The organism is Allobosea sp. RCC_152_1 (genome assembly GCF_041360765.1).
GTDB lineage: Bacteria > Pseudomonadota > Alphaproteobacteria > Rhizobiales > Beijerinckiaceae > Allobosea > Allobosea spartocytisi.
Genome location: NZ_JBFUPU010000008.1, coordinates 118122 through 144851, shown reverse-complemented (window position 1 = coordinate 144851; position 26730 = coordinate 118122). Strand labels below are relative to the sequence as shown.

Genomic DNA, 26730 nt, shown 5'->3' with positions numbered 1-26730 from the left:
AGGTCGGCGCCTGCGGGTGGAGTCACGATCCACTCCCGGGAGGCTTCGGGGCACCGCCCTGGGGACACTACGATCCCTGTGCGAGGAGCTCGCTGGGAACGGCCGATGGCATCACGCCTTCGTCCCATGCCCGAGTAGACGCGACAAGGCGATGAGCCGAACTGGCGTCGAAAGGGCTCGCGGCGAAGGATGGCCGCAGGCCCGATAAGCGCGGCCCGGAGACTTAAAGAACGCCGGAAGCGGAGCGCCACGGGGCGTGCGGAAGGTGGCTCAATCCTTCCGCGCCGCATCCTGGCTCAATGGAAGCGGCCCGATACCCAACCGCGCCTCGCGGCGCTCCGCTGCCCCTCACCACCACCGAACGCGACGCGGGCGGACGAAGACGTTTGCGCCCCATGCTTGCATCCGCCCGCCACAACCGCCAGTTTGGGCCGCTGCCGGCAAAGACGGGCAGGCCTAACGCGGCGGGGGAAACGGAATGGATCTGTCGGGTTTCAATATCGCGGTCATCGTCGTGGTGGCGCTGGTGATCCTGACGATCGCGCGCGGCGTCCGCACCGTTCCACAGGGCTTCAACTACACCGTCGAGCGCTTCGGCCGCTATTCGCGCACGCTGAGCGCCGGCCTCGGGCTGATCGTCCCCTATATCGATCGCATCGGCCACAAGGTGAATGTCATGGAGCAAGTGCTCGACATTCCCTCGCAGGAGGCGATCACCAAGGACAATGCCGGCGTGCGCATCGACGCCGCCGCCTTCTACCAGGTGCTCGACGCGGCCAAGGCCTGCTACGAGGTGTCCTCGCTCAACGATGCGCTGATGGTCCTGACCATGACCAATATCCGCACCGTCGTCGGCTCGATGGACCTCGACCAGTTGCTCTCCCATCGCGACGAGATCAACGAGCGGCTGCTGCGCGTCATGGACGCCGCCGCCTCGCCCTGGGGCGTCAAGGTCACGCGCATCGAGATCCGCGACATCTTGCCGCCGGCCGACATCGCCGGCGCGATGAACCGGCAGATGAAGGCCGAGCGCGAGAAGCGCGCCGCGATCCTTGAAGCGGAAGGCCTGCGCCAGGCCGAGATCCTCAAGGCCGAGGGCCAGAAGCAGTCGCAGATCCTCGCCGCCGAGGGCCGCAAGGAATCGGCGCTGCGCGACGCCGAGGCGCGCGAGCGGCTGGCGCAGGCGGAAGCAGCGGCGACCGCCATGGTCTCGGAGGCGATCGGCAAGGGCGACATCCAGGCCGCCAACTTCCTGATCGCCGAGCGCTATACCGATGCGCTGAAGGCCATCGCGACCGGCCCTAACAGCAAGGTGGTAATCGTGCCGATCGAGGCGGCCTCGCTCGCCGGCACGGTCGGCGGCATCGCCCAGCTCACCAAGGCCGTCTTCGGCGAGGACGCCGTCGCGGCGCGGCGCAATTCGGGCTCGGTTCCGCCGGCCGGGCGCGCGAATAGCTGAGGTCGCCATGCCTGACTGGCTCCTCACCCATAATGGCTGGCTCTGGGCCATTCTCGGCCTCGTCCTCATCGGCGGCGAGATCCTGGCGCCGGGCGTCTTCCTGATCTGGCTCGGCCTCGCCGCGCTCGTCACTGGCGCGGTCGTCGGCATCTTCGGCCTCGGCTGGCAGGCGGCCTCGATCGTCTTCGCGATCCTCGCCATCGCCAGCGTCGCCGCCGGGCGGCTATTGACCCGCCGCCGCGACGAGGAGCCCGATGCCGCGACCGGGCTCAACGACCGCGGCCGCCAGCTCATCGGCAAGGTCTTCCGGCTGGAAGCAACGATGACCGGCGGCGAAGGGCGCGTCCGCGTCGGCGATTCCTCCTGGCGGATCATCGGCCCCGAGCTGCTGGCGGGCACGGAAGTCAAGGTCGTACGCGTCGAAGGCTCGACGCTGGTGATCGAGAAGGCATGAGGTTTTTGCATCGCTTGCGGCGTTTCGCGCGTCAGCGTTGCATCCAGAGGCTGTTATGAGCCATGGGGTCGATTTGATGAGGTCAAAACGGCAGAGATGGGAGGAGCATCGCGCCGCCGATACGTTGGTATCGGCAAGCGGTGCGACGCTGCAGCTCCGCCGTTTTCACCTCACCCGCAGGGCGGGCGCTTTTGCGCGACTGCCGTGTCGTTCTTCGTAGCAAGCCGGAAGGCTTGCGTCCTCGAACTTCGTGCATTCGCGCAAAATCGCCTACGTCAAATCAATCCCATGGCTCATAACAGCCTCTAAGGCGTTGGCCTCGCGCCCGGCGAGGACTATAGCAACCGCTCCTTCACGAGCGCGAATTCCATGACCCCTGCCAGCGAACGCCTCTCCCTTCCCAAGGACCGCATCAAGGTCCTGCTGCTGGAAGGCATCAACGATTCCGCCGTCGCGCTGCTGCAGCAGGCCGGCTACTCCAATATGGAACGCCTGCCCAAGGCGCTCGACAAGGCGGCGCTGATCGAGAAGATCCGGGGCGTGCATGTCCTCGGCATCCGCTCGCGCACCCAGCTCACGCCGGAGATCTTCGCCGCCGCCGACCGGCTCTTCGCCGTCGGCTGCTTCTCGGTCGGCACCAACCAGGTCGATCTGGAAGCCGCGCGCCAGCAGGGCGTGCCGGTCTTCAACGCGCCCTTCTCCAACACCCGCAGCGTCGCCGAATTGACCATCGGCGAGATCGTCATGCTGCTGCGCCGGATTCCCGATCGTTCGCGCTCGGCCCATGAGGGCGGCTGGGACAAGTCGGCCGAGGGCTCCTTCGAGGTGCGCGGCAAGACGCTCGGCATCGTCGGCTACGGCAATATCGGCAGCCAGCTCTCGACGCTGGCCGAGGCCATGGGCATGCGCGTGATCTATTACGATCACACCGACCGCCTACGCCACGGCAACACCGAGCCGGTCGGCAGCCTGGCGGAACTGCTCGGCTCGGCCGACATCGTCTCGCTGCACGTTCCCGAGACGCCGCAGACCCATGGCATGATCGGCGCCGAGCAGCTCGCCCAGATGAACCGCGGCAGCTACCTCATCAACAATTCGCGCGGCACGGTCGTCGACCTCGGCGCGCTGGCGGCGGCGCTGAAGAGCGGCCATCTTGCCGGCGCGGCGGTCGACGTCTTCCCGGTCGAGCCCGCCTCCAACGCCGAGCGCTTCGTCTCGCCGCTGCAAGGCTGCGCCAACGTCATCCTGACGCCCCATATCGGCGGCTCGACCGAGGAGGCGCAGGAGCGCATCGGCGCCGAGGTGGCGCGCAAGCTCGTCGATTATTCCGATGTCGGCGCGACGGTGGGCGCGGTCAACTTCCCGCAGGTGCAGATCCCGGCCCGGGCCGTCGGCACGCGCTTCATCCATGTCCAGCGCAATGTTCCGGGCATGCTCAGGCGCCTCAACGACGTCTTCGCCAATCGCCAGGTCAACATCGCCGCGCAGAACTATCACACCGACGGCGAGGTCGGTTACGCGGTCATCGAGGCCGACGGCGTCACCAGCAGCGAAGCGAGCGACATCCTGCGCGAGATCCGCGCGCTCGACGGCACGATCCGCGCCCGCCTGCTCTACCAGCGCGGTTGATCCGCCGCGTCAGCGCTTTCCCCGGCCGCCGGGCTTGGTCGGCGTCTGGGTCGCGACGGGATCGCTGGCCGGGAAGGTATCCTTCAGCGCCCGGTTGAGTTCGGCGTCCTTGCCGTGCTCGCGCTCGGCCTTGCGCTGTTCCTTCTGCTCCTTGCGCAAGCTCTCCTTGGCCGGATTGGCAGTCGTGGTCATGGGTTGCCCCCCTTTCGATGGCGCCGCGCGGAAACGCGGCCGTCATCTGGGCAACGCGTCAGCTTTGCGCCCGTTCCGCCAGAACGCCAGCGCAGGCGCGCCATGACGAAGCGCGGGCGCCTCTGGACCGCGGCGCCTATCCTTCCCATCTGGTGAAGCCACGCCATCGTCGCCGGCTCGCTCCGGCACCAGCCAGCAGGGCCCGCCATGGTCGCGATCTCCGTCCTCGATCTCGTTCCCGTCGTCGAAGGGGAAGGCCCGCGCGAGGCGCTGCTGAAGTCGATCGACCTCGCCCGCCATGCCGAGGCGCTGGGCTTCACCCGCTACTGGGTGGCCGAGCACCACAACATGGTCGGCATCGCCAGCGCCGCGACCTCGGTGGTGATCGGCCAGCTCGCCGCCGCCACGAAGACGATGCGGATCGGTGCCGGCGGCATCATGCTGCCGAATCATGCTCCCCTCGTCATCGCCGAGCAGTTCGGCACGCTGGAGGCGCTCTTTCCCGGCCGCATCGATCTCGGCCTCGGCCGCGCCCCCGGCACCGATCAGCTCACGCTCAGGGCGCTGCGCCGCAGCCCGATGTCCTCCGACAGCTTCCCGCAGGATGTGCTGGAATTGCAGGCGCTCTTCGCCCCGGCCGGCCCCAACCAGGCGATCCGCGCGGTGCCCGGTGAAGGGCTGAACGTGCCGCTCTGGATTCTCGGCTCCAGCCTGTTCGGCGCGCAGCTCGCCGCCGAGCTCGGCCTGCCTTATTCCTTCGCCTCGCATTTCGCCCCGGACGCGCTGATGCAGGCGCTCGCCGTCTATCGCGAGCGCTTCAAGCCGTCGGAGCAGTTGCAATCCTCCTACGCCATGCCCGGCATCAACGTCGTCGCGGCCGAGACCGACGAGGAGGCGCGCCATCTCGCGACCTCCCTGCAGCAGCGTTTCGTCGGCATGGTCCGCGGTGCGCGCGGCAAGCTCCAGCCGCCGATCGACGACATCGAGCAGTATTGGAGCCCGGCCGAGAAGGCGCATGTCTCGCAGATGCTGCGCTATGCCTTCATCGGCTCGCCCGAGACGTTGCGGCGCGAGCTCGGCGCCTTCGTCGCCAATACCGGCGCCGACGAGATCATGGTCACGGCCCCGATCTTCGACCACGAGAAGCGCAAGCGCTCCTTCGAGATCGTCGCCGAACTGGCCCCCGAGCTCGCGAAGGCGCGCGGCGCCGCGTGACGCGCAGGGCCGGATTTGCGGCCGGACAACGCGCTCATGATCCAGATAGGAATGACACGCATTCGCGATTTTAATGCGAATGCTTATGACTTCCAAAAAGGCAGCTTTTGCAAATAGCCGCACTCATTGCTATGGGCTGAGCATGAGTGAAACCGACCGGCGCGTTGCCGTTTTCGAAAGCCAGTTGAAGGGGGCGGGCCTGCGCATGACGCAGCAGCGCCGCCTGATCCTGCGCGTGCTGGCCGAGGCTGACGATCATCCCGACGCGAAGGGCATCTTCACGCGCGCCTTCGCGCAGGATCCGACGCTCTCGCTCTCGACCGTCTACCGCACCATGAAGGTGCTGGAATCGCAGGGCGCGATCGAGCGGCACGCCTTCGAGGACGGCATCTCGCGCTATGAGCACGCCGACCAGCAGCACCACGACCATCTCATCGACGTTGATACCGGCGACGTGATCGAGTTCTCCTCGGATGCGATCGAAGAGCTGCAGCGGCGCATCGCGGCCGAACTCGGCTACGAGCTCGTCCGCCACCGGCTCGAACTCTACGGCCGCAAGAAGCAACCCGCGCGCAAGGGCCGCAAGGAGCCGGGCCCCAGGGAACGCTGAGCCCGCTCAGCCGTCGACGATGTCGTCGTATTCCGGATGCTTCGCGACCCAGGCCTTGAGGAACGGGCAGCGCACCACCGCCTTGCGCCCGCTCGCCCGGATCAGCTCGAACACGCCCTTGGCCAGCCGCGAGCCGACGCCCTGGCCGGCGAACTGCTCGGGCACCTCGGTATGGATCAGGACGAGCCGGTTGCCGTCCATCCGATAGGCGACAACCGCAGTGCCGCCCTCGAGAGCGAGCTCGAAGCGGTTCTCTTCCGGTTTCTCGACGACGTCCATCGCGTCTCTCCTTGGCGGCCCGTGCTATTGGCCCGGCTTCTGCTGGGCCGGCGCTGACGGCGGGGCCGGCTGCGGTTGCGCCGGGGGCGGCTGGTCGGACTGCGCTTGCGGCGAAGGCTGGGCCGGCTGCTGCGGGGCCGGCTTCTCGCTGGCCTCCGCGCGCCACGGATAGCTCCAGGTTTCCGTCAGCGTCTTGGGGCCGCTCTTCAGGAAGGCGCGCATCTCGGCGAGCTGCCCCGGCTCGCCGGTGATGTCGACGAAGGCGCGGAAACCGTTGATCTTCGGGTTCGGCACCAGGAAGGCGCGATCGATCTTGCCGCGGGTGATCGACGGCACGATCTCCACCTTGTCCGGCTGCTTGAGATGGTAGTCGAGATCGCCGCCGGCGAAATCGACGATGAAGCGGCGCGCGCCGTCCGCCACCGGCTCGACCGAGCCGAGCGCCTTCGGCGCAGCCTGGAAGGTGTTGACCACGCGCCCGCCCGGATGGAGATCACTGGAATCCAGCATCGCCGTCAGCCGGTAGCCGAAGGCGAATTCCTTGCCCGGCTCCAGCGGTGTCTTCGGCGTCCACTGCACGACGACATTGTCGTTGCTTTCATCCGTCGTCGGCATCTCGATCAGCTCGATCACGCCCTCGCCCCAGTCGCCCTGCGGCTCGACCCAGTAGGACGGCCGGCGCTCATAGGCGAGGTCGAGATCCTGATAGTGCTCGAAATTGCGGTCGCGCTGCATCAGGCCGAAGCCGCGTGGACTGCGCTCGACGAAGGCGGAGACCGCCTGCTGCTTCGGGTTGCGCAGCGGCCGCCACAGCCACTCGCCCGAGCCCGAATGGATCATCAGCCCGTCGGAATCGTGCAGCTCCGGGCGGTAATCCTCGAAGAAGCGGCGGTCGTTCTCGCCGGTGAAGAACATCGAGGTCAGCGGCGCGAGCCCGAGCCTCTCGATCGGCTTGCGCGGGATGAGCGTCGCCGCGACCTCGACCAGCGTGTCGACATCCGGATAGACCGTGAAGCGATAGGCGCCGGTCAGCGAAGGCGAATCGAGCAGCGCGTTGACGATGATCCGCTCCGCATTCGCGGCCGGCTGCTCGACCCAGAACTCGCGGAAGACCGGGAATTCCTCGCTGTTCGTGCCCGCTCCGATGGCGAGCCCGCGCGCCGACAGCCCGTAGCGCTGTTCGCGGCCGAGCACGCGGAAATAGCTCGCCCCGATGAAGGCGATCAATTCGTCGAGGACGCGCGGATCGTTGAGCGGGTAGTGCAGCCGGAAGCCGGCGAAGCCGAGATTGACCGGCAGCGGCTTGTCGAACTTGACCTTGCCGTAGTCGAACAGATTGGCCGAATAGGGCACTGGCGTCGGCACGCCGTCGCGCACCACATTGACCGTGACCGGCCGGGTGAACAGGAAGCCCGGATGGAACATCTGCATCCGGAAGGGCGAGCCGTTCTGCGCGAGCAGGGCCCGGTCCGGGCGGAAGCGGATGTCGCGCCAGGAATCGTAGTCGAGCCGCGCAAGCGGCTCGGGCAGGGCCGCCGGCGGCTCATAGGCGACGGCGGCGACCTCGCGCGCCCGGCGCTGCACGTCCTCGAAGCCGAAGCGCGGCTGTGGCGGCGTCTGCGGCGGCGGCACCGGGTTCGGATTCTGCGGTTGCTGCGCGAGCAGGGCGGACGGAGCCGCCGAAAGGCACAGCATGGCGGAAATCCCGCCAAGGACGCGGCGGCGGTCAAACTTCGTCATCTCTCGTCCGTCTACTGGGTACCGGTTGTCGCGGAGGCGCCTGCGCCAGCGACTTAACGCCATGAAATGGGGCCGGTCTAGGGCAGCGCGATTGACAAGACATGAAGAGATGGCAACCTTTGCCCCCGGCCGGATGCGGCCAGCCGCTCGCGCCCCTTGGGCATGGTGAACGCATCCCTTGAGACGACGCTGTCCTGATCCCGCTCTCCTCGCGGACGGATATCGGCAAGGCGAGCCCCGATCGTTTCCGTCCCGAACGAGAAGGATCACGACGATGCGCGATTTCCACGACGCGAAGCTGATGGCGAAAAGCCTGCGCGAGGCCATGGCCGCCAGGCAGGTTCAGCTGACCCATTCCGAAACCCTCGAGATCGTGGCGCGCCAGCTCGGCCATGACGACTGGAACGTGCTGGCGGCCAGGATCGGCGAGGCCGGGCCGGCCATGCCGGCCGAAAAGCCCGCCGAAGCCGTGCGCCTGCGGATGGGCATCCCGATCCTGCGCATCTTCGACGAAGCCAAGGCAAAGGAGTTCTATCTCGACTTCCTCGGCTTCCGCATGGACTGGGACCATCGCTTCGGGCCGAACACGCCGCTCTATATGCAGGTCTCGCGCTCCGGGCTCGAGCTCCATCTCTCCGAGCATCACGGCGACGCCAGCCCCGGCTCGACCGTCTTCGTCTGGATGGACGGCATCGACGCCCTCCATGCCGAGCTGATCGGAAAGCGCTATACCTATTCGCGACCGGGCATCGAGGAGGATGGGCCGGGCGGGCGCACCCTGCAGGTGCCGGACCCGTTCGGCAATCGAATCCGCTTCTGCGAGAAGCGCGGCTAACCCATAGCCGGCACAGCGCTTTCCGCCGTTAACCCGTTCCCGGAGGCGCGCAGATCCGCCCTGCAAAAAAATGCGGCTTCGGGTTCACAAAACACTTGTGGTCCGGGGTCGCTATCCGTATATCGCGTTCACCCAATTCGCACGTGCCTGTGGCCGCGTGCTGGTCGGTGGGCATCCGGACAAGAGGCCGGACAGCCGCCAGGGGTTGGAGGACGGATGGAGGGGATGGACATCCCTCAAATCACGCCTCCCAGTCTCCGCAAGGAGATTGTTCCCCGACACAGACCAGCAGCCGGAGGCAAAACCGGCGAACCCCGAATCTCCACGGGGGACGCAGCTTAAAGCAACGACGGAGCGGGCTTTTTTGGTCTCGTTGGTCCTCCAAAGGCCAACACCGAAGAGGCTTGTCCTTCATTGCCGGCCGTGCGGGGTCTTCCCCAATCGAACGGTGTTTCGGGTCCGGACGTTTCGTCCGCTGTCGCCGGCGTCTCCACAGCGCCTCGCGACGGCAGCGATTCATTCGGCGATACATCGCATCGGCGCCGCTTGCGCCGGGGGAGTCGCGCGTCATGACCGACCGCATCCGTGAGTTTCTTCGTACCCGCCGCGAGGACGGGCCCTGCGTCGTCATCGATACCGATGTCGTGCGCGAGAACTATCACGCCTTCGCCCGTGCGCTGCCCGACACCCGCGTCTTCTACGCGGTGAAGGCCAACCCGGCGCCGGAGGTGCTTGCCCTGCTCGCCAAGCTCGGCTCCTGTTTCGACTGCGCCTCGGTCGTCGAGATCGAGCTCGCGCTCGCCGCCGGCGCCACCGCCGACCGCATCTCCTTCGGCAACACCATCAAGAAGGAGCGCGACGTCGTGCGCGCCATGGAGCTCGGCGTGCGCCTCTTCGCGGTCGACTGCACGGCCGAGGTCGAGAAGGTCGCCCGTTCGGCGGACAAGACCGGCACGAAGGACGCGCGCATCTTCTGCCGCATCCTCTGCGACGGTGCCGGCGCCGACTGGCCGCTCTCGCGCAAGTTCGGCTGCGTGCCCGAGATGGCGGCGGATGTGCTCGAGCACGGCCATCGCCTGGGCCTGACCGCCTATGGCATCTCGTTCCATGTCGGTTCGCAGCAGGCCAATGTGAACGCCTGGGATTCCGCCCTGGCCTCGGCCTCGGCGGTCTTCAAGGAGTGCGCCACCCGTGGCATCTCGCTGTCGATGGTCAACCTCGGCGGCGGCTTCCCGGCGCGCTACCTGAAGCCGATTCCGGGCGTGCCCTCCTATGGCGACGCGATCTTCCGGGCGCTGTCGAAGCATTTCGGCAACCAGCTGCCCGAGACGATCATCGAGCCGGGCCGCGGCATGGTCGGCGAAGCCGGCCTGATCGAGGCCGAGGTCGTGCTGATCTCGAAGAAGGCCGAGGACGACAAGGTCCGCTGGGTCTATCTCGACATCGGCAAGTTCAACGGCCTGGCCGAGACGATGGACGAGGCGATCCGCTATCCCATCCGCACGGAGCGCGATGGCGATGCGACGGTTCCGTGCGTGCTCGCCGGCCCGACCTGCGACTCGGTCGACGTCATGTACGAGAAGACCCCGTACATGCTGCCCTTCTCGCTGGAGATCGGCGACAAGGTGCTGATCGAGGGCACGGGCGCCTATACGACGACCTACTCGGCCGTCGCCTTCAACGGCTTCCCGCCGCTGAGGCAGTACGTCATCTGACCTGGGAGGGCTGACCGGCCCTCCCTCACCAATCGGGTCCGGCGAAGCGCCCTGTCCGAAACGGCAGGCTGCCCGGCGAAATCCGGGCGGAGCGTCCGCGCCTCCAGAATGGAGCGCGGGCGTGGCTCCCGCCGGACCCCTCTTCCCACATCCTGTTCTGCTTGTGGCCGCGTTCGCGCGGCGCCGGGAAGGTCCGCCAGGAAGCGGGCGCTCCGGCCGGAGGTGCGTCATGATCCGGATCCGCGACGAAATCGCTGCCGATGTTCCCGCCCGCGAGGCGCTGCTCGACCGTTGCCTCGGCGAACGCCGCGCTGCCAAGTCGAGCGAGCGCCTGCGCGAGGGCCGTTTGCCGGCGCAAGGCCTGGCGCTGACCGCCGAGCGCGACGGCGATGTCGTCGGCACGGTCCGCCTCTGGCATGTCGAGGCCAACGGCGTGCCGGCGCTCATGCTCGGCCCGCTCGCGGTGAAGCCCGAATTGCAGGGCGAGGGCCTCGGCAAGACGCTGATGCGCGAGGCGCTCTGGCGCGCGGCCTGCCGTGGCCACGGTGCGGTCATCCTCGTCGGCGACGCATCCTATTACGCCCGCTTCGGCTTCGATTCGGCGCTGACCCGCGACCTCGCCATGCCCGGCCCGGTCGAGCGCGAGCGCTTCCTCGCCATCGAATTGCGCGACGGCGCACTCGATGGCGCGCATGGCGTGCTCATCGCGACCGGCGAACTGGCCGAAGGTGTTGTGCCGCTGCGCAAGGCAGCCTGAAATATAGACAGCGCACCCCGCGACATGCGGGGTTCGTCACCGAGTTGTCATCCCACCGTGACGGCTCCGTCACCGACCCCGGCCATGACCGCGCCCCAAGACGGGACGCATCATGGCCGACACCATCATCGCAAGCCGGCCGGCACCAGCATGGCGCCTGGCGATCAGGCATCCACGCCGGAAGACGCTCGTCGCCTTCGGCCTGCTCGCGCCTTCGCTCGTGCTGCTGGCGCTGTTCACCTACTGGCCGATCATCCAGTTGACCTGGCAGTCGCTGCACGGCCAGCAGCGTGTCGGCGGGCCGCAGGTCTATACCGGCCTGAAGAACTTCGCCGATCTCCTCGCCGACCCCGCCTTTCGCAAGGCCCTCGTCAACAATCTGATCTATGCTTTCGGCACGGTGCTGCCGAGCCTCGTGCTGGCGCTGGGCTTCGCGCTGGCGCTGGCGCGCTCGAACCGCATCAACACCGTGCTGCGTTCGCTGTTCTTCCTGCCGGTGCTGCTGCCGCTCGTCGCCGCCGCCTCGATCTTCCTCTTCCTGTTCCTGCCCAATGTCGGGCTTCTCGACCACTACCTCGCCAAGCTCGCCCTCTCCGGCCCCAACTGGCTCGGCGACCCCGATGTTGCGCTCTGGTCGATCATGGCGCTGACGATCTGGAAGAACGCCGGCTACTACATGCTGTTCTTCCTCGCCGGGCTGCAGGCGATTCCCGCCGACGCCAACGAGGCGGCGATCCTCGAAGGCGCCAATCCCTGGCAGCGCCTGCGCTATGTCACCCTGCCCTATCTCAAGCCCACCATCGGCTTCGTCCTCGTCATCGGCCTGACCAATGTCGTGACGCAGGTCGACCACGTCTTCGTGCTGACCAAGGGCGGCCCGGCCGACGCCACCAACCTGCTGCTGTTCTACGTCTACCAGCAGGCGGTCGAGAATTATGAGCCAGGCCGGGCGGCCGCCGGCTCGCTGGCGATGCTCGGGCTCCTGCTGGCGCTGACGGCGGCTTCGCTGCGCACTCTCGAGCGCTCCTTCGGAGAGCCGGAATCATGAGCGTCGCCAATCGCGAGATCTCGCCGAAGCTCGGCTATGGCGCGACATTGCTGATCGCCGCGCTCTGGGCCGTGCCGTTCCTCTGGATGCTGGTCGCGGCCTTCAACCCGGAGAGCACCGGCGCCGGCATGGCCGCGCTGATCCCGGACTATGTGCCGAGCCTCGCCAATTTCGCCGAGGCCTGGGGGCTCGCCGATTTCCCGCGCTACGGCCTCAACACCGCGATCATCAGCTTCGGCATCCTGGCGGTGCAGTTCGTCACGATCACGCTGGCGGGCTATGCCTTCGCGCGGATCGACTTCCCCGGCCGCAGCTTCTGCTTCTATCTGTTCCTGACGCAGCTCATGCTGGCGCCGGTCGCGCTGATCGTGCCCAATCTGGTGACGATCGCCTCGCTCGGCCTCTATGACAGCCTGCTCGGCGTGATGGCGCCCTATTTCGCCTCCGCCTTCGGCACCTTCCTGATGCGGCAGGCCTTCCGCGCGATCCCGCGCGAGCTGGAGGAAGCCGCGCTGATCGACGGCGCTTCCATCGGGCAGCGCATCCGCCTGATCTACCTTCCGCTGGCCAAGCCCTCGCTGATCGCCTTCGCGATCGTCTCGGTCACCAGCCACTGGAACGAATTCCTCTGGCCGCTGATGGTGATCAATTCGCCCGATCTGCGCCCGCTCACCGTCGGGCTCGCCACCTTCACCCGTGGCGCCGAGGGCGCGCAGGCCTGGGGCGTCATCGCGGCAGGCACGCTCATCGTTAGCGCGCCGCTGATCCTCGCCTTCGTCCTGTTCCAGCGCGCCTTCGTCAACTCCTTCGTCTCCTCCGGCATCAAATAGAGGATTGCCTCATGACGACCACCCGCCGTTCCCTTCTCGCCGGCGCCGCCCTCGCCGCGACCCTCGCAATGACGCCGGCCTTCGGACAGTCCCCGACCGAGATCGAGCTGTTCTTCCCGGTTCCCGTCGACGGGCAGCTCGCCCGCGACATGGCCACCCTGATCAAGGAGTTCAACGAGGGCCATCCGGCGATCAAGGTGACGCCGGTCTATACCGGCTCCTATGACGAGACCCTGATCAAGACCCGCGCCGCGATGAAGGCCGGCAAGCCGCCGGCGGTCTCGATCATGTCCGCGAACTTCCTGCGCGACCTCCAGATCGAGGGCGAGATCCAGCCGCTCGACACGCTGATCAAGGCCGACGGCAAGAGCAACGACCAGTTCATGGGCCAGTTCTTCCCGGCGCTCTCCGGCAATGCCGTGCTCGACCGCTCGGTCTATGGCGTGCCCTTCCACAACTCGACGCCGATCCTCTACATCAACGCCGAGCACTTCAAGGAAGCCGGGCTCGACCCCGAGAACCCGCCGAAGAACTGGGCCGAGCTCGCCGCCGCCGCCGCGAAGCTGACCAAGCGCGAGGGCGACCGCGTCACGCGCTGGGGCATCGCGATCCCCTCGCAATACGACACCGGCGGCTGGCTGCTACAGGCGCTGACCTATTCGAATGGCGGGCGCTGGTTCAACGTCGATTATGCCGGCGAGGTCTATTACGACGAGCCCTCGACGCTGGGCGCGCTGACCTTCTGGAGCGACCTCGTCAAGAACAAGGTCCTGCAGCCCGGCGTGCAGCAGAACGGCGCGGTCTCGACCGCCTTCCTTTCCGGCCAGGCCTCGATGATGCTGCATTCGACCGGCTCGCTCACCTTCGTGCGCAGCAATGCCAAGTTCCCGCTCAAGGTCGCCTTCGTGCCGAAGAACCTGCAGAATCAGGTTCCGATCGGCGGCGCCTCGCTGGTGGTTCCGACCGGCGTCGAGGGCGAGCGCCGCAAGGCCGCCTGGACGCTGATCAACTGGATGACCAGCCCTGAGAAATCGGGCTGGTGGAGCCGCGCCACCGGCTATTTCGCGCCGAATATGCAGGCCTATGAACTGCCCGAGATGAAGGCCTTCCTCGACAAGAACCCTGACGCCAAGGTTGCTGTCGACCAGCTCGCCTATGCCAGACCGTGGTTCGCCACCTACAAGACCGTCCCGGTCCGCAAGGCGGTCGAGGACGAGCTCGCCAATGTCCTCTCCGGCAAGAAGTCGCCGAAGGAGGCGCTTGTCGCCGCCCAGAAGGCCGCCGACGAGATCATGAAGCCTTATGTCGAGCAGACCGCGCTGAAGCTGCCCGGCAGCAACTGATCGCGCATAGCGCCATGCCCGGGCCTGTCCCGGGCATCCCTCTTTTGACCTTCCGCCTGAAATGGCCGGGCCCAGGCCCGGCCATGACGGCATTCCGGACACCGCCCATGCTCATCGCCCATCTCACCGACCTGCATATCCGCCCGCGCGGCAAGCCGGCCTATCGCGTCTCCGAGACCAATGCGCTGACCGAGCGCGCCATCGACGCGATCGCGGCGCTGCGCCCGCGCCCCGATCTCGTGGTGATCACCGGCGACCTGACCGATTGCGGCCTGCCGGAGGAATATGCGCTGCTGGAAGCCATGCTGCGCCGATTGCCGATGCCGGTGCTGCTGGTGCCCGGCAATCACGACCGCCGCGAGACGCTGCTCGCCGGCCTGAGCTTCGACCCGCGCAGCCTGCGCGAGGACGGCTTCGTCCAGTTCTGCGCCGATCTCGGCCCGATGCGCTTGATCGGCCTCGACACGCTGCTGCCGGGCCAGAGCGCCGGCGCGCTCTGCGGGACGCGGCTCGCCTTCCTCGACAAGGCGCTGACCGAGGCGCAGGGGCGTCCGGTCGCGATCTTCATGCACCACCCGCCCTTTGACTGTGGCATCCGCCACATGGACGCCATCCGCCTGCTCGAGGGCGCCGAGGAATTCGCGGCCATCGTCGCGCGCCATCCCAATGTCGAGCGCATCCTGTGCGGCCATCACCACCGCCCGATCGTGACGCGTTTCGCCGGCACCCTCGCCCAGATCGCCCCCTCGGTCACCCATCAGGTCACGCTCGACCTGACCGAGGAGGGCGCCGCGACCTTCCATATGGAGCCGCCGGCCTATCTCCTGCACAGCTACGACCCGGTCGCCGGCTTCGTCAGCCACACGGCCTATGTCGAGCGCTATCCGGGCCCCTACCCCTTCGTGCTCGACGCCGATTATCCGGGCGCGCATGCCTGAATCCGGCGCGGGCGGGCCTGGCGCATCGGTCCGATGCTGCCGCGGCTGTTGACGCCGGGGCCGCCCGCCCATACCAGCCTTCGCTTCGATGTTTCCCGAACCCAGGAGTTCAAAAGAATGACGGATTGGCCCGTATACGGCGAGATCACCGGCCCGATCGTGATGATCGGCTTCGGCTCGATCGGCCGCGGGACGCTGCCGATGATCGAACGGCATTTCAAATACGACAAGAGCCGCTTCGTGGTGATCGCGCCGGACGACGAGAACCGGGCGCTCCTCGATGAGCGTGGCATCCGCTTCATCCAGGAAGCGCTGACGCCCGAGAACTACAAGGCGCTGCTCGAACCGCTGCTGACGGCCGGCGGCGGACAGGGTTTCTGCGTGAACCTGTCCTGCGACACCGGCTCGCGCGACCTCATGGAATTCTGCTCCAGCTTAGGGGCGCTTTATATCGACACCGTCAACGAGCCCTGGCTCGGCTTCTATTTCGACGAGAGCAAGGGGCCGGGCGAGCGTTCGAACTATGCCCTGCGCGAGATGACGCTGGCCGCCAAGCGCGCCCGTCAGCCTGGTTCGACGACGGCCATTTCCTGCTGTGGCGCCAATCCCGGCATGGCCTCCTGGCTCGCCAAGAAGGCCCTGCTGAACATCGCCGCCGACATGCGCCTCAACGTGCCGCAGCCGAAGACCCGCGAGGAATGGGCTGCGCTGATGAAGCAGGTCGGCGTCAAGGGCATCCATATCGCCGAGCGCGACACGCAGCGTTCGAAGAACCCCAAGCCGCCGGGCGTCTTCGTCAACACCTGGTCGGTCGAGGGCTTCATCTCCGAGGGCGTGCAGCCGGCCGAGCTCGGCTGGGGCACCCATGAGAAATGGATGCCGGAGAATGCCCGCACCCACGAGACCGGCTCCCAGGCCGCGATCTACCTGATGCAGCCCGGCGCCGAGACCAAGGTGCGCAGCTGGTGCCCGACGCCGGGCCCGCAATACGGCTTCCTGGTGACGCATAACGAGTCGATCTCGATCGCCGACTATTTCACCGTGCGCGACGAGAGCGGCAAGGCGATCTACCGGCCGACCTGCCACTACGCCTATCACCCTGCGAACGATGCGGTGCTCTCGCTCCACGAGATGTTCGGCAATGCCGGCCGTCCGCAGGAGAAGCACCACATCCTCGAGGAGAACGAGGTCGTCGACGGCATCGACGAGCTCGGCGTGCTGCTCTACGGCCACGACAAGGGCGCCTATTGGTTCGGCTCGCAGCTCTCCACCGAGGAAGCCCGCAAGCTCGCTCCGTACCAGACCGCGACCGGCCTGCAGGTCACCTCGGCCGTGCTCGCCGGCATGGTCTGGGCGCTCGAGAATCCCAATGCCGGCATCGTCGAGGTCGAGGAGATGGATCTCGACCGCTGCCTGGGAATCCAGATGCCCTATCTCGGTCCGGTGAAGGGCTATTACACCGACTGGACCCCGCTCGACGGCCGCCCGGGCCTGTTCCCGGAGGACATCGATACCAGCGATCCCTGGCAGTTCAGGAACATCCTGGTTCGGTAAGGCTGGATGTCATTCTCGGGCGCCGCTGAGCGGCGACCCGAGACTCTCATGACGAGAGACAGCTGGTTTCAAAGATGCTCGGGTCAGGCCCGAGCATGACGGCAGTGACAGACGGGCGCTACGGCGCCCGTTTCACTGTGACGCCCGCCAAAAGCGCCCCGCCCGCCAGGAAGAACACGATCAGCACCGCCAGGCCCGCGCGCTGGCTGGCGAAGACGCTCGTCGCCAGCGCGACCAGCGTCGGGCCCATGAAGGACGTCACCTTCCCCGACAGGGCGAAGAGCCCGAAGAACTCGCCGATCCGCCCCTCCGGCGCGAGCCGCGCCAGCAGGCTGCGCGAAGCCGCCTGCATGGGACCGGCGACGAGGCCGATCAGCAGGCCCAGGCCGAGATAGACCCGTTCCGGCACCGAGGCGTAAAGCCCATCCCCCGGCACCGCCGGGGCGGCCGGGATCACAAACAGGATATGGTCGGCGCTCAGCGAGAGAATGCCGAGGCAGGCGAAGAGCAGGCAGGCGATCGAGCCCAGGATCACCGGCTTGCCGCCGATGGCGTCGTCGAGCTTGCCCCCGAGCCAGGCGCCGAGCGTGCCGGTGACGGTGAGCAGGATGCCGAAGACGCCGAGCTCGATGGTCTGCCAGCCGAAGACGCCGGCCGCATAGATGCCGCCGAAGGCGAAGAGCGCGACCAGCGCATCCTGGTAGATCATGTTCGCGAGCAGGAAGCGCCCGAGCGCAGGCAGCTTGGGCAATTCCGCGATCGTCGCCTTGAGCCGTCCGACGCCGCCTTGCGCCGCTTCCTTGAGCCGCATCCCGGTTCGCGGCGAATCGGGAGTGAGCAGGAACATCGGCGCGACGAAAACGATGAACCACAGCGCCGTCAGCGGCCCTGAGAAGCGGTCGCCCTCGCGGCTGGCGGCATCGAGCCCGAAGATCGGCGACAGCCCGGCCAGCGTCTTGCCGGTATGCGGATCGGCCGCCAGCAGGCCAAGCGTCACCGCCAGCGAGAGAAGGCCGCCGAGATAGCCGACCGCCCAGCCCGTGCCGGAGAGCCAGCCCAGCCGCTCCGCCGGCACCAGCCGCGTCATCATCGCATTGTTGAAGGTCGTCGCGAATTCGGCGCCGACCGTCGCGATCACGAAACCGGCGAGCGCGATCGTCACCGCCCATGGCGAGCCGGGCACCGCGAACCAGAGCATGGCCGAACCGATCACCAGCAGCGCCCCGAAGGCCGCGATCCAGGGCTTGCGCGGCCCCGTCCGGTCGGCGACGCCGCCGAGCAGCGGCGAGAGCAGCGCGATGCAGAAGCCGGCGAAGCCCGTGGCATAGCCCCACAGCGCCTGCCCCTCCGCCGCATCGCTTGCCAGGGCCGAGGCGAAGAACGGTGCGAAGACGAAGGTGGTGATCAGCGTGAAGAAAGGCTGCGCCGACCAGTCGAAGAAGATCCACGCCACGACCGCGCGCCGCGGCGGCCAGGTCGACGGCGGCGCGACGGCAACCGGCTCGGACGAGGAAATGGCGGAGCTCACTGCAGCGTCGTGTCCGGATCGCCGCCGCCGCGCGCCAGCTCGATCTCGGTGATCGCCACCAGCACTTCGGCGCGCTCCTTGAGGCTCCGCGCCTCCAGCAGCGCCTGCTTCTCGCGCGGGCCGAAGGGGCACATCATCGCCAACGCGTTGACCAGCGCCTCGTTGGGCGCCTCGTGGACGCCCTTCCAGTCGATCTTGAGGTCGTTCGCCTTGGCGAAGTCGCGCAACGCCTTGAGCAGCCCGTCGCGATCGACCGCCTCCTCGCCCGAGCGGGCGATGAAATCGACCGCGAAGGGCTCGTAGTCCACCCGCCCCTGCCGGTAGGGCGTCACCACGGACAATTCCTCCACGACGCGGAAACGGCTGATGCCGGTCAGGCTGATGATGTAGCGATCGTCGCCGGTCTCGGCGAACTGGGTGATGCGGCCGAGACAGCCGACCCTGACCAGCGGCGGAATCTCGACGCGGCGACCGTCATCCGGCTCGGGCTGGATCATCCCGATGACGCGGTCGCCCCGGATCGCGTCATCGATCATCGCCAGATAGCGCGGCTCGAAGATATTGAGCGGCATCTGTCCGCGCGGGAGCAAGAGCGCGCCGGTCAAAGGGAAGAGCGGGATCACCTGCGGGCAATCCCCGGCCCCCTTGTAGACGGCGTTCATGCCCATCCGCGCATCCTCGCTTCAGGAAAACAGCAGGGTCGACAGCTTCCGGCGTCCGCCCACGCTCGCCTCGTCCATCGGCCCCCAGGCCTCGAAGAACTGGAGGAGCTGCTTGCGCGCGCCATCGTCGTTCCACTTCCTGTCGGCCTTGATGATGGCGATCAGATGGTCAACGGCCTCCTCGCGCTTGTCGCGCGCGTTGAGCGCCAGCGCGAGATCGAAGCGCGCCTGATAGTCCTTCGGATCAGCGGCGACCTTCGCCTCGAGCTCGGCCGTGTCGCCGAGCGAGGCGGCCTGCTCGGCAAGCTCGATCGCGGCCCGCACGGCGGCGATCGCCTGGTCGTTCGCCTTCTCCTGCGGCGCCATGGCGAGGATGCCCTTGGCGCCCTCGATGTCGCCGGTGTCGAGATGCAGCCGCGAGAGCCCGGCGATGGCGCCGAGGTTCTCCGGCTCCAGCTGCAGGGCATGCCCGTAGAGCTCGCTCGCCCCGGCGGCATCGCCTGCCGCGAGCGCTTCCTGAGCCGCCGCGAGCAATTCCTCCGCCTCGCCCGGCCCGACCGGCCCGACCAGGCGCTCGATGAAGGCTTTCACCTGGCTTTCCGGCTGCGCGCCCATGAAACCGTCGATCGGCTGGCCCTGCTTGAAGGCGATGACGGCGGGAATCGACTGGATGCCGAGCTGGCCGGAGATCTGCGGGTGCTCGTCGATGTTCATCTTGACGAGCTTGACCTTGCCGCCGGCGGCCTTGACCGCCTTCTCGATGACGGGCGTCAGCTGCTTGCACGGCCCGCACCACGGCGCCCAGAAATCGACCAGCACCGGCTGCTGCATCGATTCGGCGATGACGTCCTGGCGGAAGCCCTGGGTGGTGGTGTCCTTGATCAGGCCGGGTTGCTCGGCCGCCTCGCCATTGACCAGCATGGGTCGCCCTTCGTGATGCCGTCGTTCCGACGTTCGGATTCGTGCGTTTTCAGCAATTGGCGGCCGCGACGCGGCCGCCCCTTAAATGGGGAGCTTTAGCCGTTCTGTCCATCGGGCGGCACCGGCAAATCGACGATCAGCGGCTCATGGCCGGTCTCGCGCAGGAAGGCGACGAGATCGTCCCGGCCGATGCGCAGGGTCGCGGTGTTGACCAGGGGATGGAAGTTGACCTCCTCGCCGGTCGTCAGATTGGCGTCGAGCACCATGGTCACCGCCCCTTCGCGATCGTTGACGACGGCAAAGGCCGTGACCGAGCCCGGCGTGACGCCCAGCTTCTCCAGCAGCAATTCGGCCGAACCGAAGGACAGCCGGCCGCTGGCGCCCAGCGTCTCGTGCAAGCGCTTCAGGTCGATGCGTGCGTCGGATTTGGCCGAGACCAGGAAGAGCCGGCCCTTCTTGTCCTTCAGGAATAGGTTCTTGGTCTGCAATCCGATCATCATGTCGCGATGCGGCGCGGTCTCCGCCACCGTGAACACGGCCGGATGGTCGGTGCGGTGGAACGCGATGCCGCTCGCCGCGAGGCGCGCGCACAGCTCCGCATCGGTCAGAGGGACGATCTGGGACGTGGGAATCATGGCGGGGCGGGAAACCGTTTCAATCCGATCCGATCCGGCTCTAGACCATTTGAGGCGGCAGCGGAATCCGCATTTCCGGCAAGGACGGGCCGCGCCGCGCGCCGAGCCGTCTCCGGCCCGGAATCGACGGACCCCGCCCTCCGGCATTCCGAGGCGCGAAGCCGGTCCGCTGCGGGATTTATCGACAGGCGGCAAAAAAACTTTGCCGAAACGCTTGCACTCCGCAGCGCTTTGGGGCAATAACCCGGCCGCGCCGCCACGGCGTGACTGTCTCGGATGCGGGTGTAGCTCAGGGGTAGAGCACAACCTTGCCAAGGTTGGGGTCGAGGGTTCGAATCCCTTCGCCCGCTCCAGACAATCTCAAGGCTTGAGAAGCATGCAAGCGTCGGATCTTCCGGCGCTTTTTGCTTTTTCAGGCGCCCGAAGGCCGATGGTTTCGAGACCTTCGGCCTCGCTACGGCGTTCCGCCCAGCAATCAGCCCGAACAGCATCGGCGCGGGCAGCCGGGATCGGGGAAAGGCGCATGCGTCAGCGGCTCAAGCGATCCGCTCGCGCCGCTCGACCTCGACCGCATCGCCGGCGATACGCGCCACCGCCTCGCCGAAGCTGCGCGCGATGAAATCGGCCTCGGGGACATGGCCGACCGCCTCAGGGGGTGCGGGCTCGTCAGGGTCCTGCCAGATCACGAGACCGATGCGGACACCCGGCCATTGGCGCTTCAGCCGGCGAACCAGAAAACGACCGCTGCGAAGCGAGCCCGCATTCAGCAGGCACACGGCAACCGTATCGATATCGGAAACACCGTCCGGCCGCGCCGTCCCCAGCGCGGCGCGGGCGACCGCCAGCGCGCGATCCCCTTCCACGGTGAGAACCTGGGCGAGCATCGTCGCGCTGACATCGTCCAGCACGCTTCGCCCGCCGACGCAGAGCACGGATCGCGTCAGCGCGCGCGCGGTGGCGGCGCCGGCTTCCGCATCCTCCGGTTTCTCGGGCTCGCTGTCGGCCGGAGCCGCCGCCTCGGCCAGATTGGCAATGACGGCCTGGGCAGCGGATGACACCGTCTTGAGCTGGCCATCGGCCATGACGCCGCGCTGGCGGTCGCGATCGGCCAGGATCAGGGCGGGAATGGCGACCTCGCCGTAGATCTCCGACAACGGCCTCTCCTCCAGCAGTTCCTCGAGCTGGTCGGTGGCCTCGTTCGGGTCGTTGGCGAGCAGCCTCTGGTAAAGCCGCATCTCGGGGTCGAGAACCGGCTCGTTGCCGAGGAGCACCTCGAAGAACTGGAACTGGGGCACATGCTTGCCGAGCACGACGAGGCACACGGTGAGCGGCGTCGACATCACCAGCCCGACCGGCCCCCACAGCCAGGTCCAGAAGATCGCCGAAACGATGATGGCGAGCGGCGACAGCCCCGTACGGGATCCGTAGAGCCAGGGCTCCACGACGTTGTTGATGACGAGCTCGATGACGATGAAAAGCGCCCCGACCCATAACAGCAGCGTCCAGCCGGGCGAGACCGCGACGGCGAGGAACAGTGGCAGGACCATCGAGACGGCCGGGCCGATATAGGGCACGAAACGCATGACGATGCCCAGCGCCCCCCACAGCGCCGCATTGGGGATGCCGATCCACCACAGGCCGAGGGCGACCGGCACGCCATAGAACAGGTTGACCATGAGCTGCGTGAGCAAATAACGGCCGACGCGGCTGCCCGCCTCCTGCAGGGCTTCGGTCGTCCGGTGCAGGTCGCCGTAGCCGGCGAGCCGGATGAAGCGGTCGCGCAGATCCTCGCGCTCCAGCAGCATGAAGATGACCACCACGACGACCAGACCCGCCGTCGCCAGCGGGCCGATCAGCGGGGCGATCACGCTCGTCAGGATCTGGATCGGCTGCTCGGGCGAATAGATCTGCACGAGCATCGGGCCGCTGCTGTCACCGTCCGGCCGCCCGGCGGGAGTGTCGCCACGGCTGATTTCGCGCCCGACCCGTTCCACCGCCTCGGTGATCTGGGAGATGATGCCGTTCTCAGCGCCCGCATGCTTCAGGTTGCGGATCTTCTCCAGGATGTTGGACTGGTAGGTCGGCAACTGGCCGGAGAGCTCGGAAACCTGGCTCGCCACCAGGAAGCTGAAAGCCGCAATGCCGATGAAGGCCGCCGTGACCACGATGATGACGGCCGGCGTGCGCCAGATGCCGGCGCGGCGGATGGCGGAAACCACCGGGGCCAATGCGAAGGTGAGCAGGACCGCGATCGCCAGCGGAACGAAGACATCCCGCGCGACATAGAGCACGGCGACAACGCCGAGCAGCGCAACGGCCTGCATCCAGCTCGCCGGCAGGCCGGGGCGGCTGGTTGCTCCCTCCGGTTCCGGTGTGACCGGACGCATTGCATCATCTGGATTCAAGGGTCACCCGCCTTTGCGCGATGCATAACGCGCTTCCGGCCGGTTTGATCCGCCCCGCGGGCCGCGCGGATCAGTTTGGGCCCGGCAACCCGGAAAGCGTCAGCGGATCGGTCTCTCCGTCGAAGAAGTGGCGCAACACCGCTCGGCAGAGATTATCGGCACGGCCATCGGCCCGGTCGAACAGCGTCATCGACGAGCGCAGCTTCATCTCATCGGGCGAGCCGAGGATCGCATGCACCGTCAGCCCCTCATGCGCGAGCAGGGCGCGCATGCAGGCCTCCAGCCGGGGGCCAAGAACGGGATGCGCCAGATAGGCCCGCGCCTCGTCGAGCGATTCCAGCCCGTAGAACAGGGAGGTCGGCGACAGGCCGAGCCCGCGCAGTTGCGGAAAGACGAACCACATCCAATGCGTCCGCTTCCGTCCGGCCTTCAGCTCGGCCAGCGCGGTCTCATAGACGGGCTCCTGGGCCACGAGGAAGCGCGCGAGATCGAAACCTGCGGGTTCCATGCTTCGTTTCCCTCCTGTCCAATCGATGCTGGGGATCCTTGTTCTTGCGTCAGCTTTCCCCGAAAACCTATCCCGCTTTTCGGGCCGGTGCGCTAAGCCCGCCTGACTGTCGTCCGGATCGGAAATCATGACCCAGCGCGCCCGCGATTTCGGCCTCATCTGCGGCATCATGGAGCCGGGACCGCTCAACGCGATCACCGATGTCCCGGGCGTGAAGCTCGGCCATCATACGCTGCGGGATGGCGACATCCTGACCGGCTTCACCGCGCTGCTGCCGCATGACGGCAATCTCTTTCGGCGGAAGATGCGCGCTGCGGTCGACATCATCAACGGCTTCGGCAAGAGCGCCGGGCTGATGCAGATCGCCGAGCTCGGCCAGATCGAGACGCCGCTGCTGCTGACCAACACGCTGGCCGTCGGCACCGGCTTCGACGCGCTGGTGACGCGCGCGCTTGCCGCCAATCCCGACATCGGGCGTGGCACCGGCACGGTCAATCCCGCCGTGCTTGAATGCAATGACGGCTATCTTTCCGATATTCGCGCCCGCGCGCTGACTGAAGCCCATGCCTTCGCCGCGCTCGACGTCGCCGCCACCGGACCGGTGGCGGAGGGGGCGGTCGGTGCGGGAGCGGGCATGAGCGCCTTCGGCTTCAAGGGCGGCATCGGCACGGCATCGCGGCGCTTCGCGCTCGATGGCGGCGACTTCAGGCTCGGCGTGCTGGCGCTGGCCAATTTCGGCAATGCCGGCGATCTCGTCCTGCCGGACGGACGACGCCCCGTCCCGCCCGAAACCCGACCGCAGGCCGAGCGCGGCTCGGTCATCCTCGTCATCGCGACCGACGCCCCGCTGGAGTCACGCCAGCTTCACCGCGTCGCGCGGCGTGGCGGCGCCGGGCTCGCCCGGCTCGGCGCCTTCTGGGGCAATGGCAGCGGCGACATCGCGCTCGCCTTCACCACGGCCGGTTCCGTCGACCATGACGAGCCGAAGGACATCGTGTCGCTGCGCGCGCTCAACGAAAACCGCATCGACACACTCTTCCGCGCCGCCGCCGAGGCGACGCAGGAAGCCGTGCTCAATGCGATGATCGCAGCCCCCGCCACGACCGGCCGCGACGGGCATCATCGCCCCTCCCTCGGGGATTGGCTGCGGGCGAACTTGGCCTGAGGCGAAGCCGGCCGTTCAGGCCCACTCGCCCTTGCGGAACACCGGCACGCGCCGGCCATCCGCATGGACACCGTCGATGTCGACCTCGCCCGAGCCGATCATCCAGTCGATATGGATCAGGCTCTTGTTGCCGCCCTGCGCCGCGATCTGCTCGGGCGTGAGCGTGGCGCCGTCGACGAAGCACTTCGAATAGCACTGGCCGAGCGCGATGTGGCAGGACGCGTTCTCGTCGAAGAGCGTGTTGTAGAACAGGACGCCGCTCTTCGAGATCGGCGAGGAGTGCGGCACCAGCGCGACTTCGCCGAGCCGGCGCGCGCCCTCATCGGTGTCGAGCACCTTGTTCAGCACCGCCTCGCCACGCGAGGCCTTGGCCTCGACGATCCGCCCGCCCTCGAAGCGCACCTGGATGCCGTCGATCAGCGAGCCCTGATAGGAGAGCGGCTTGGTGCTCGACACATGCCCCTCGACCCGGCGCGCATGCGGGGTGGTGAAGACCTCCTCGGTCGGGATGTTCGGGTTGCAGATGATGCCGTTGCGGGCCGGCGAGGCGCCGCCCTGCCAGTCATGGCCATCGGCGAGCCCGACGGTCAGGTCGGTACCCGGCCCGGTGAAATGCAGCGCGGCGAAGCGTTGGCCGTTCAGCCAGTCGCGGGGGCTGCGCAACGCCGCGTTATGCGCCTTCCAGGCTGCCACCGGATCGGTCTCGTTGATGCGCGACGCCGCGAAGATCGCCTCCGCCAGCCTGCCGACCGCGACCTCCTCGGCATCCTCCGGGAAAACCTGCTTCGCCCAGGCCACGCTCGGAAAGGCGATGATGTTCCAGTTGATGTCGAAGCCGGCGATCTTCTCCAATGCCGGCTGGTAGGCCAGCGCATTCGCCTTGCTGGCACGGCCGACCTTGGCAGGGTCCTCGTTGGCGAGCAGCATCGGGTTGTCGCCGACGATGGCCAGCCGGGCCGTATTCTGCGTGAAGGCCTTGGCGACGCCCTCATAAAGCCAGCCCGGCGCCTTGTCGAAGCTCGCATCCGGCGCGGAGCGATAGCGCGCCAGGGTGACCTCCTCGTCGGAGAGCAGCGGCGTCACGATGCCGGCGCCGGCCTTGTAGGCATGCTCGGCGATCCGCCTGACAAGCGGCAGCGCGGCGACAGGCGCCGTCAGGAACAGATCCTGACCGGGTTGCAGGTTCAAGCCCACGCGGATGGCGACCTCGGCCAGCTTGTCGAGCTTGGCGGGGTCGATGGCGGCGGGGCGTTGATGAACGGTCATGGCAGTCAACCTGTCGGAGTTCGCAAACCGCCATTGCTCGCGCAAATCGCCGCCGGGTCAAGACTGTCCCTGCGTCGGGGCGGTCATTCGGAGATCGGAGGAAGGGCCGTCAATCGGCCGATCTCGGGCCAAGCCGGAGCTTGCTCGCCCGCAGCAGATGGCTGCGCATCAGGGCCGAGGCGACCTCGTTCTCACCGGCCTCCAGATGGTCGAGCATGGCGAGATGCTCGGTGCAATTCACCTGCACGCGCTCGAAGCCAAGGCCCCAATCGTAGTTCGAGAGGCGTCTGAGCTGGTTCTGGCGCCGCACGGCCGAATGGAAATAGCGATTGCCCGTCGCCGCGGCCAAGTCTTCATGGAAAGCGGCATTCATTTCGTAGAAGGCGATGCTGGACGATTCGCGCCACGGGCTTCGCAGGTATTCGAGATGGCGCGCCCGCATCTCCGCGATCCAGCCTGCTTCGAGCCGGAAGTCCGGTTCGAGCATGCACATCGGCTCGATCACCATCCGGAAGCGATAGCTCTCGTCGCGCAGGCGCCGATCGCGCGGCTCATGCAGGAAGCGCCAGCCATAGCCCGGCTTGCGCTCGACCATGTCGAGATCGGCGAGGCGGGCGAGCAGCTTCTGCGCCTCCGGCCGGCCGAGCTCGTAGCGCCGCATCACCTCCAGTTCCGAAACCTCGTCCGGCAGGAGCCCGTTCTCGCGCTCATGCGCCAGCCGGACCATGGCGAGGTCGATCAGCTCAGGCGGCAGAACGCTCGCCGTCGCATCCGGCAGCGCGACGACCTCGATCCCCTTGTTGGCGAGCCGCCGCACCACGCCCTGACGCGCGAGATGGTCGAGCGCGGCCCGGACCGGGGTGCGCGAGACGCCGAGCCGCTGCGCCGTGCCGTTCTCGTTCAGCCGGGCGCCGGCGCCGAGGCCGTCATCCCGCATCATCTGCAGGATGCGCTCGGCGATCTCCTGCTGCAGCCGCGTCGGCGTCGTCATCGAAGGCCTTGATTGTTTTAGTTCGTGATGAAATACAATACAGCATAACCC

The 26730-nt window shown here is 67.4% G+C and carries 25 protein-coding genes and 1 tRNA gene; 15 read left to right on the top strand and 11 right to left on the bottom strand.

Annotated elements, in window-relative coordinates; all coding sequences use genetic code 11:
- Positions 1 to 478: 478 nt before the first annotated feature.
- The 3 genes from AB6806_RS23085 to serA all read left to right on the top strand — a co-directional run bounded on the left by AB6806_RS23085 (position 479) and on the right by serA (position 3542).
- Positions 479 to 1459: an SPFH domain-containing protein gene (locus tag AB6806_RS23085; RefSeq protein WP_038362837.1), complete on the top strand. Its 981-nt coding sequence runs from the start codon at positions 479 to 481 to the stop codon at positions 1457 to 1459.
- Positions 1460 to 1466: 7 nt separating this feature from the next.
- The gene (locus tag AB6806_RS23080) at positions 1467 to 1913 is read left to right on the top strand and encodes an NfeD family protein (RefSeq protein WP_370955623.1); all 447 of its coding nucleotides are present in this window, start codon (positions 1467 to 1469) and stop codon (positions 1911 to 1913) included.
- 369 nt (positions 1914 to 2282) lie between these two features.
- Positions 2283 to 3542, top strand: coding sequence for a phosphoglycerate dehydrogenase (gene serA, locus AB6806_RS23075; RefSeq protein WP_370955622.1), 1260 nt, complete (start codon positions 2283 to 2285; stop codon positions 3540 to 3542).
- Between the two features lie 9 nt (positions 3543 to 3551).
- Here serA and AB6806_RS23070 read toward each other — a convergent pair whose 3' ends face one another.
- Positions 3552 to 3734 (bottom strand): hypothetical protein, encoded by a 183-nt coding sequence (locus AB6806_RS23070; protein ID WP_038362832.1) that lies wholly within the window; start codon positions 3732 to 3734, stop codon positions 3552 to 3554.
- A 207-nt stretch (positions 3735 to 3941) separates the two neighbouring features.
- On the opposite strand from AB6806_RS23070, the gene AB6806_RS23065 reads away from it, so the two are divergent.
- Both AB6806_RS23065 and AB6806_RS23060 read left to right on the top strand, forming a co-directional pair.
- On the top strand, positions 3942 to 4949 hold the full coding sequence (locus AB6806_RS23065; protein WP_113254375.1) for an LLM class flavin-dependent oxidoreductase: 1008 nt from the start codon (positions 3942 to 3944) through the stop codon (positions 4947 to 4949).
- 142 nt (positions 4950 to 5091) lie between these two features.
- Positions 5092 to 5559, top strand: a complete 468-nt coding sequence (locus tag AB6806_RS23060) for a Fur family transcriptional regulator (protein ID WP_051987919.1) — start codon at positions 5092 to 5094, stop codon at positions 5557 to 5559.
- Positions 5560 to 5565: 6 nt separating this feature from the next.
- Here AB6806_RS23060 and AB6806_RS23055 read toward each other — a convergent pair whose 3' ends face one another.
- Both AB6806_RS23055 and AB6806_RS23050 read right to left on the bottom strand, forming a co-directional pair.
- Positions 5566 to 5838 carry a GNAT family N-acetyltransferase gene (locus tag AB6806_RS23055; protein ID WP_112761695.1) on the bottom strand — a complete coding sequence of 91 codons (273 nt, stop codon included), beginning with the start codon at positions 5836 to 5838 and terminating at the stop codon, positions 5566 to 5568.
- 24 nt (positions 5839 to 5862) lie between these two features.
- Positions 5863 to 7578, bottom strand: a complete 1716-nt coding sequence (locus AB6806_RS23050; protein WP_142022825.1) for an OpgD/OpgG family glucan biosynthesis protein — start codon at positions 7576 to 7578, stop codon at positions 5863 to 5865.
- Between the two features lie 274 nt (positions 7579 to 7852).
- Between AB6806_RS23050 and AB6806_RS23045 the strand changes: the two genes are divergently transcribed.
- From AB6806_RS23045 to AB6806_RS23010, 8 genes are all read left to right on the top strand, one after another.
- A complete protein-coding gene (locus AB6806_RS23045; protein ID WP_370955621.1) occupies positions 7853 to 8413 on the top strand; it encodes a glyoxalase superfamily protein in 561 nt (186 codons plus the stop codon).
- Positions 8414 to 8982: 569 nt separating this feature from the next.
- Positions 8983 to 10128, top strand: coding sequence for a type III PLP-dependent enzyme (locus tag AB6806_RS23040; RefSeq protein ID WP_112761692.1), 1146 nt, complete (start codon positions 8983 to 8985; stop codon positions 10126 to 10128).
- A 229-nt stretch (positions 10129 to 10357) separates the two neighbouring features.
- Positions 10358 to 10885: a GNAT family N-acetyltransferase gene (locus tag AB6806_RS23035; RefSeq protein WP_370955620.1), complete on the top strand. Its 528-nt coding sequence runs from the start codon at positions 10358 to 10360 to the stop codon at positions 10883 to 10885.
- A 112-nt stretch (positions 10886 to 10997) separates the two neighbouring features.
- Complete coding sequence (locus AB6806_RS23030; RefSeq protein WP_370955619.1) at positions 10998 to 11933, top strand: carbohydrate ABC transporter permease; 936 nt, start codon at positions 10998 to 11000, stop codon at positions 11931 to 11933.
- Positions 11930 to 12763: a carbohydrate ABC transporter permease gene (locus AB6806_RS23025; RefSeq protein WP_370955618.1), complete on the top strand. Its 834-nt coding sequence runs from the start codon at positions 11930 to 11932 to the stop codon at positions 12761 to 12763. Before AB6806_RS23030 ends, AB6806_RS23025 begins: the two co-directional genes overlap by 4 nt.
- An 11-nt stretch (positions 12764 to 12774) precedes the next feature.
- Complete coding sequence (locus AB6806_RS23020) at positions 12775 to 14106, top strand: ABC transporter substrate-binding protein (protein ID WP_370955617.1); 1332 nt, start codon at positions 12775 to 12777, stop codon at positions 14104 to 14106.
- Between the two features lie 107 nt (positions 14107 to 14213).
- Positions 14214 to 15044 carry a phosphodiesterase gene (locus tag AB6806_RS23015; protein WP_113254391.1) on the top strand — a complete coding sequence of 277 codons (831 nt, stop codon included), beginning with the start codon at positions 14214 to 14216 and terminating at the stop codon, positions 15042 to 15044.
- Between the two features lie 117 nt (positions 15045 to 15161).
- On the top strand, positions 15162 to 16598 hold the full coding sequence (locus AB6806_RS23010; protein WP_142022818.1) for a homospermidine synthase: 1437 nt from the start codon (positions 15162 to 15164) through the stop codon (positions 16596 to 16598).
- 118 nt (positions 16599 to 16716) lie between these two features.
- Here AB6806_RS23010 and AB6806_RS23005 read toward each other — a convergent pair whose 3' ends face one another.
- The 4 genes from AB6806_RS23005 to AB6806_RS22990 form a co-directional block, all read right to left on the bottom strand.
- Positions 16717 to 18126 carry an MFS transporter gene (locus AB6806_RS23005; RefSeq protein WP_133560938.1) on the bottom strand — a complete coding sequence of 470 codons (1410 nt, stop codon included), beginning with the start codon at positions 18124 to 18126 and terminating at the stop codon, positions 16717 to 16719.
- Positions 18123 to 18794, bottom strand: a complete 672-nt coding sequence (locus AB6806_RS23000; protein ID WP_142022817.1) for an LON peptidase substrate-binding domain-containing protein — start codon at positions 18792 to 18794, stop codon at positions 18123 to 18125. The genes AB6806_RS23005 and AB6806_RS23000 overlap by 4 nt, the downstream gene beginning before the upstream one ends.
- A gap of 15 nt (positions 18795 to 18809) precedes the next feature.
- Positions 18810 to 19709, bottom strand: a complete 900-nt coding sequence (trxA, locus tag AB6806_RS22995; protein WP_112761685.1) for a thioredoxin — start codon at positions 19707 to 19709, stop codon at positions 18810 to 18812.
- Between the two features lie 95 nt (positions 19710 to 19804).
- Entirely contained in the window at positions 19805 to 20344 is a 540-nt protein-coding gene (locus AB6806_RS22990; RefSeq protein ID WP_113254367.1) for a prolyl-tRNA synthetase associated domain-containing protein, read from the bottom strand.
- A 278-nt stretch (positions 20345 to 20622) separates the two neighbouring features.
- Between AB6806_RS22990 and AB6806_RS22985 the strand changes: the two genes are divergently transcribed.
- Positions 20623 to 20697 (top strand) — tRNA-Gly (locus AB6806_RS22985).
- Between the two features lie 183 nt (positions 20698 to 20880).
- Here the strand turns inward: AB6806_RS22985 and AB6806_RS22980 are convergent.
- Positions 20881 to 22731, bottom strand: coding sequence for an AI-2E family transporter (locus AB6806_RS22980; protein WP_370955616.1), 1851 nt, complete (start codon positions 22729 to 22731; stop codon positions 20881 to 20883).
- An 88-nt stretch (positions 22732 to 22819) separates the two neighbouring features.
- Positions 22820 to 23257, bottom strand: coding sequence for a DUF1810 domain-containing protein (locus AB6806_RS22975; protein ID WP_370955615.1), 438 nt, complete (start codon positions 23255 to 23257; stop codon positions 22820 to 22822).
- A gap of 127 nt (positions 23258 to 23384) precedes the next feature.
- Between AB6806_RS22975 and AB6806_RS22970 the strand changes: the two genes are divergently transcribed.
- The gene (locus AB6806_RS22970) at positions 23385 to 24422 is read left to right on the top strand and encodes a DmpA family aminopeptidase (protein ID WP_370955614.1); all 1038 of its coding nucleotides are present in this window, start codon (positions 23385 to 23387) and stop codon (positions 24420 to 24422) included.
- A gap of 15 nt (positions 24423 to 24437) precedes the next feature.
- Here the strand turns inward: AB6806_RS22970 and AB6806_RS22965 are convergent, their stop codons facing one another.
- Both AB6806_RS22965 and AB6806_RS22960 read right to left on the bottom strand, forming a co-directional pair.
- Entirely contained in the window at positions 24438 to 25688 is a 1251-nt protein-coding gene (locus AB6806_RS22965; RefSeq protein ID WP_370955613.1) for an aminopeptidase, read from the bottom strand.
- Between the two features lie 109 nt (positions 25689 to 25797).
- Positions 25798 to 26679 (bottom strand): GntR family transcriptional regulator, encoded by an 882-nt coding sequence (locus AB6806_RS22960; protein WP_113254364.1) that lies wholly within the window; start codon positions 26677 to 26679, stop codon positions 25798 to 25800.
- Positions 26680 to 26730 lie beyond the last annotated feature (51 nt).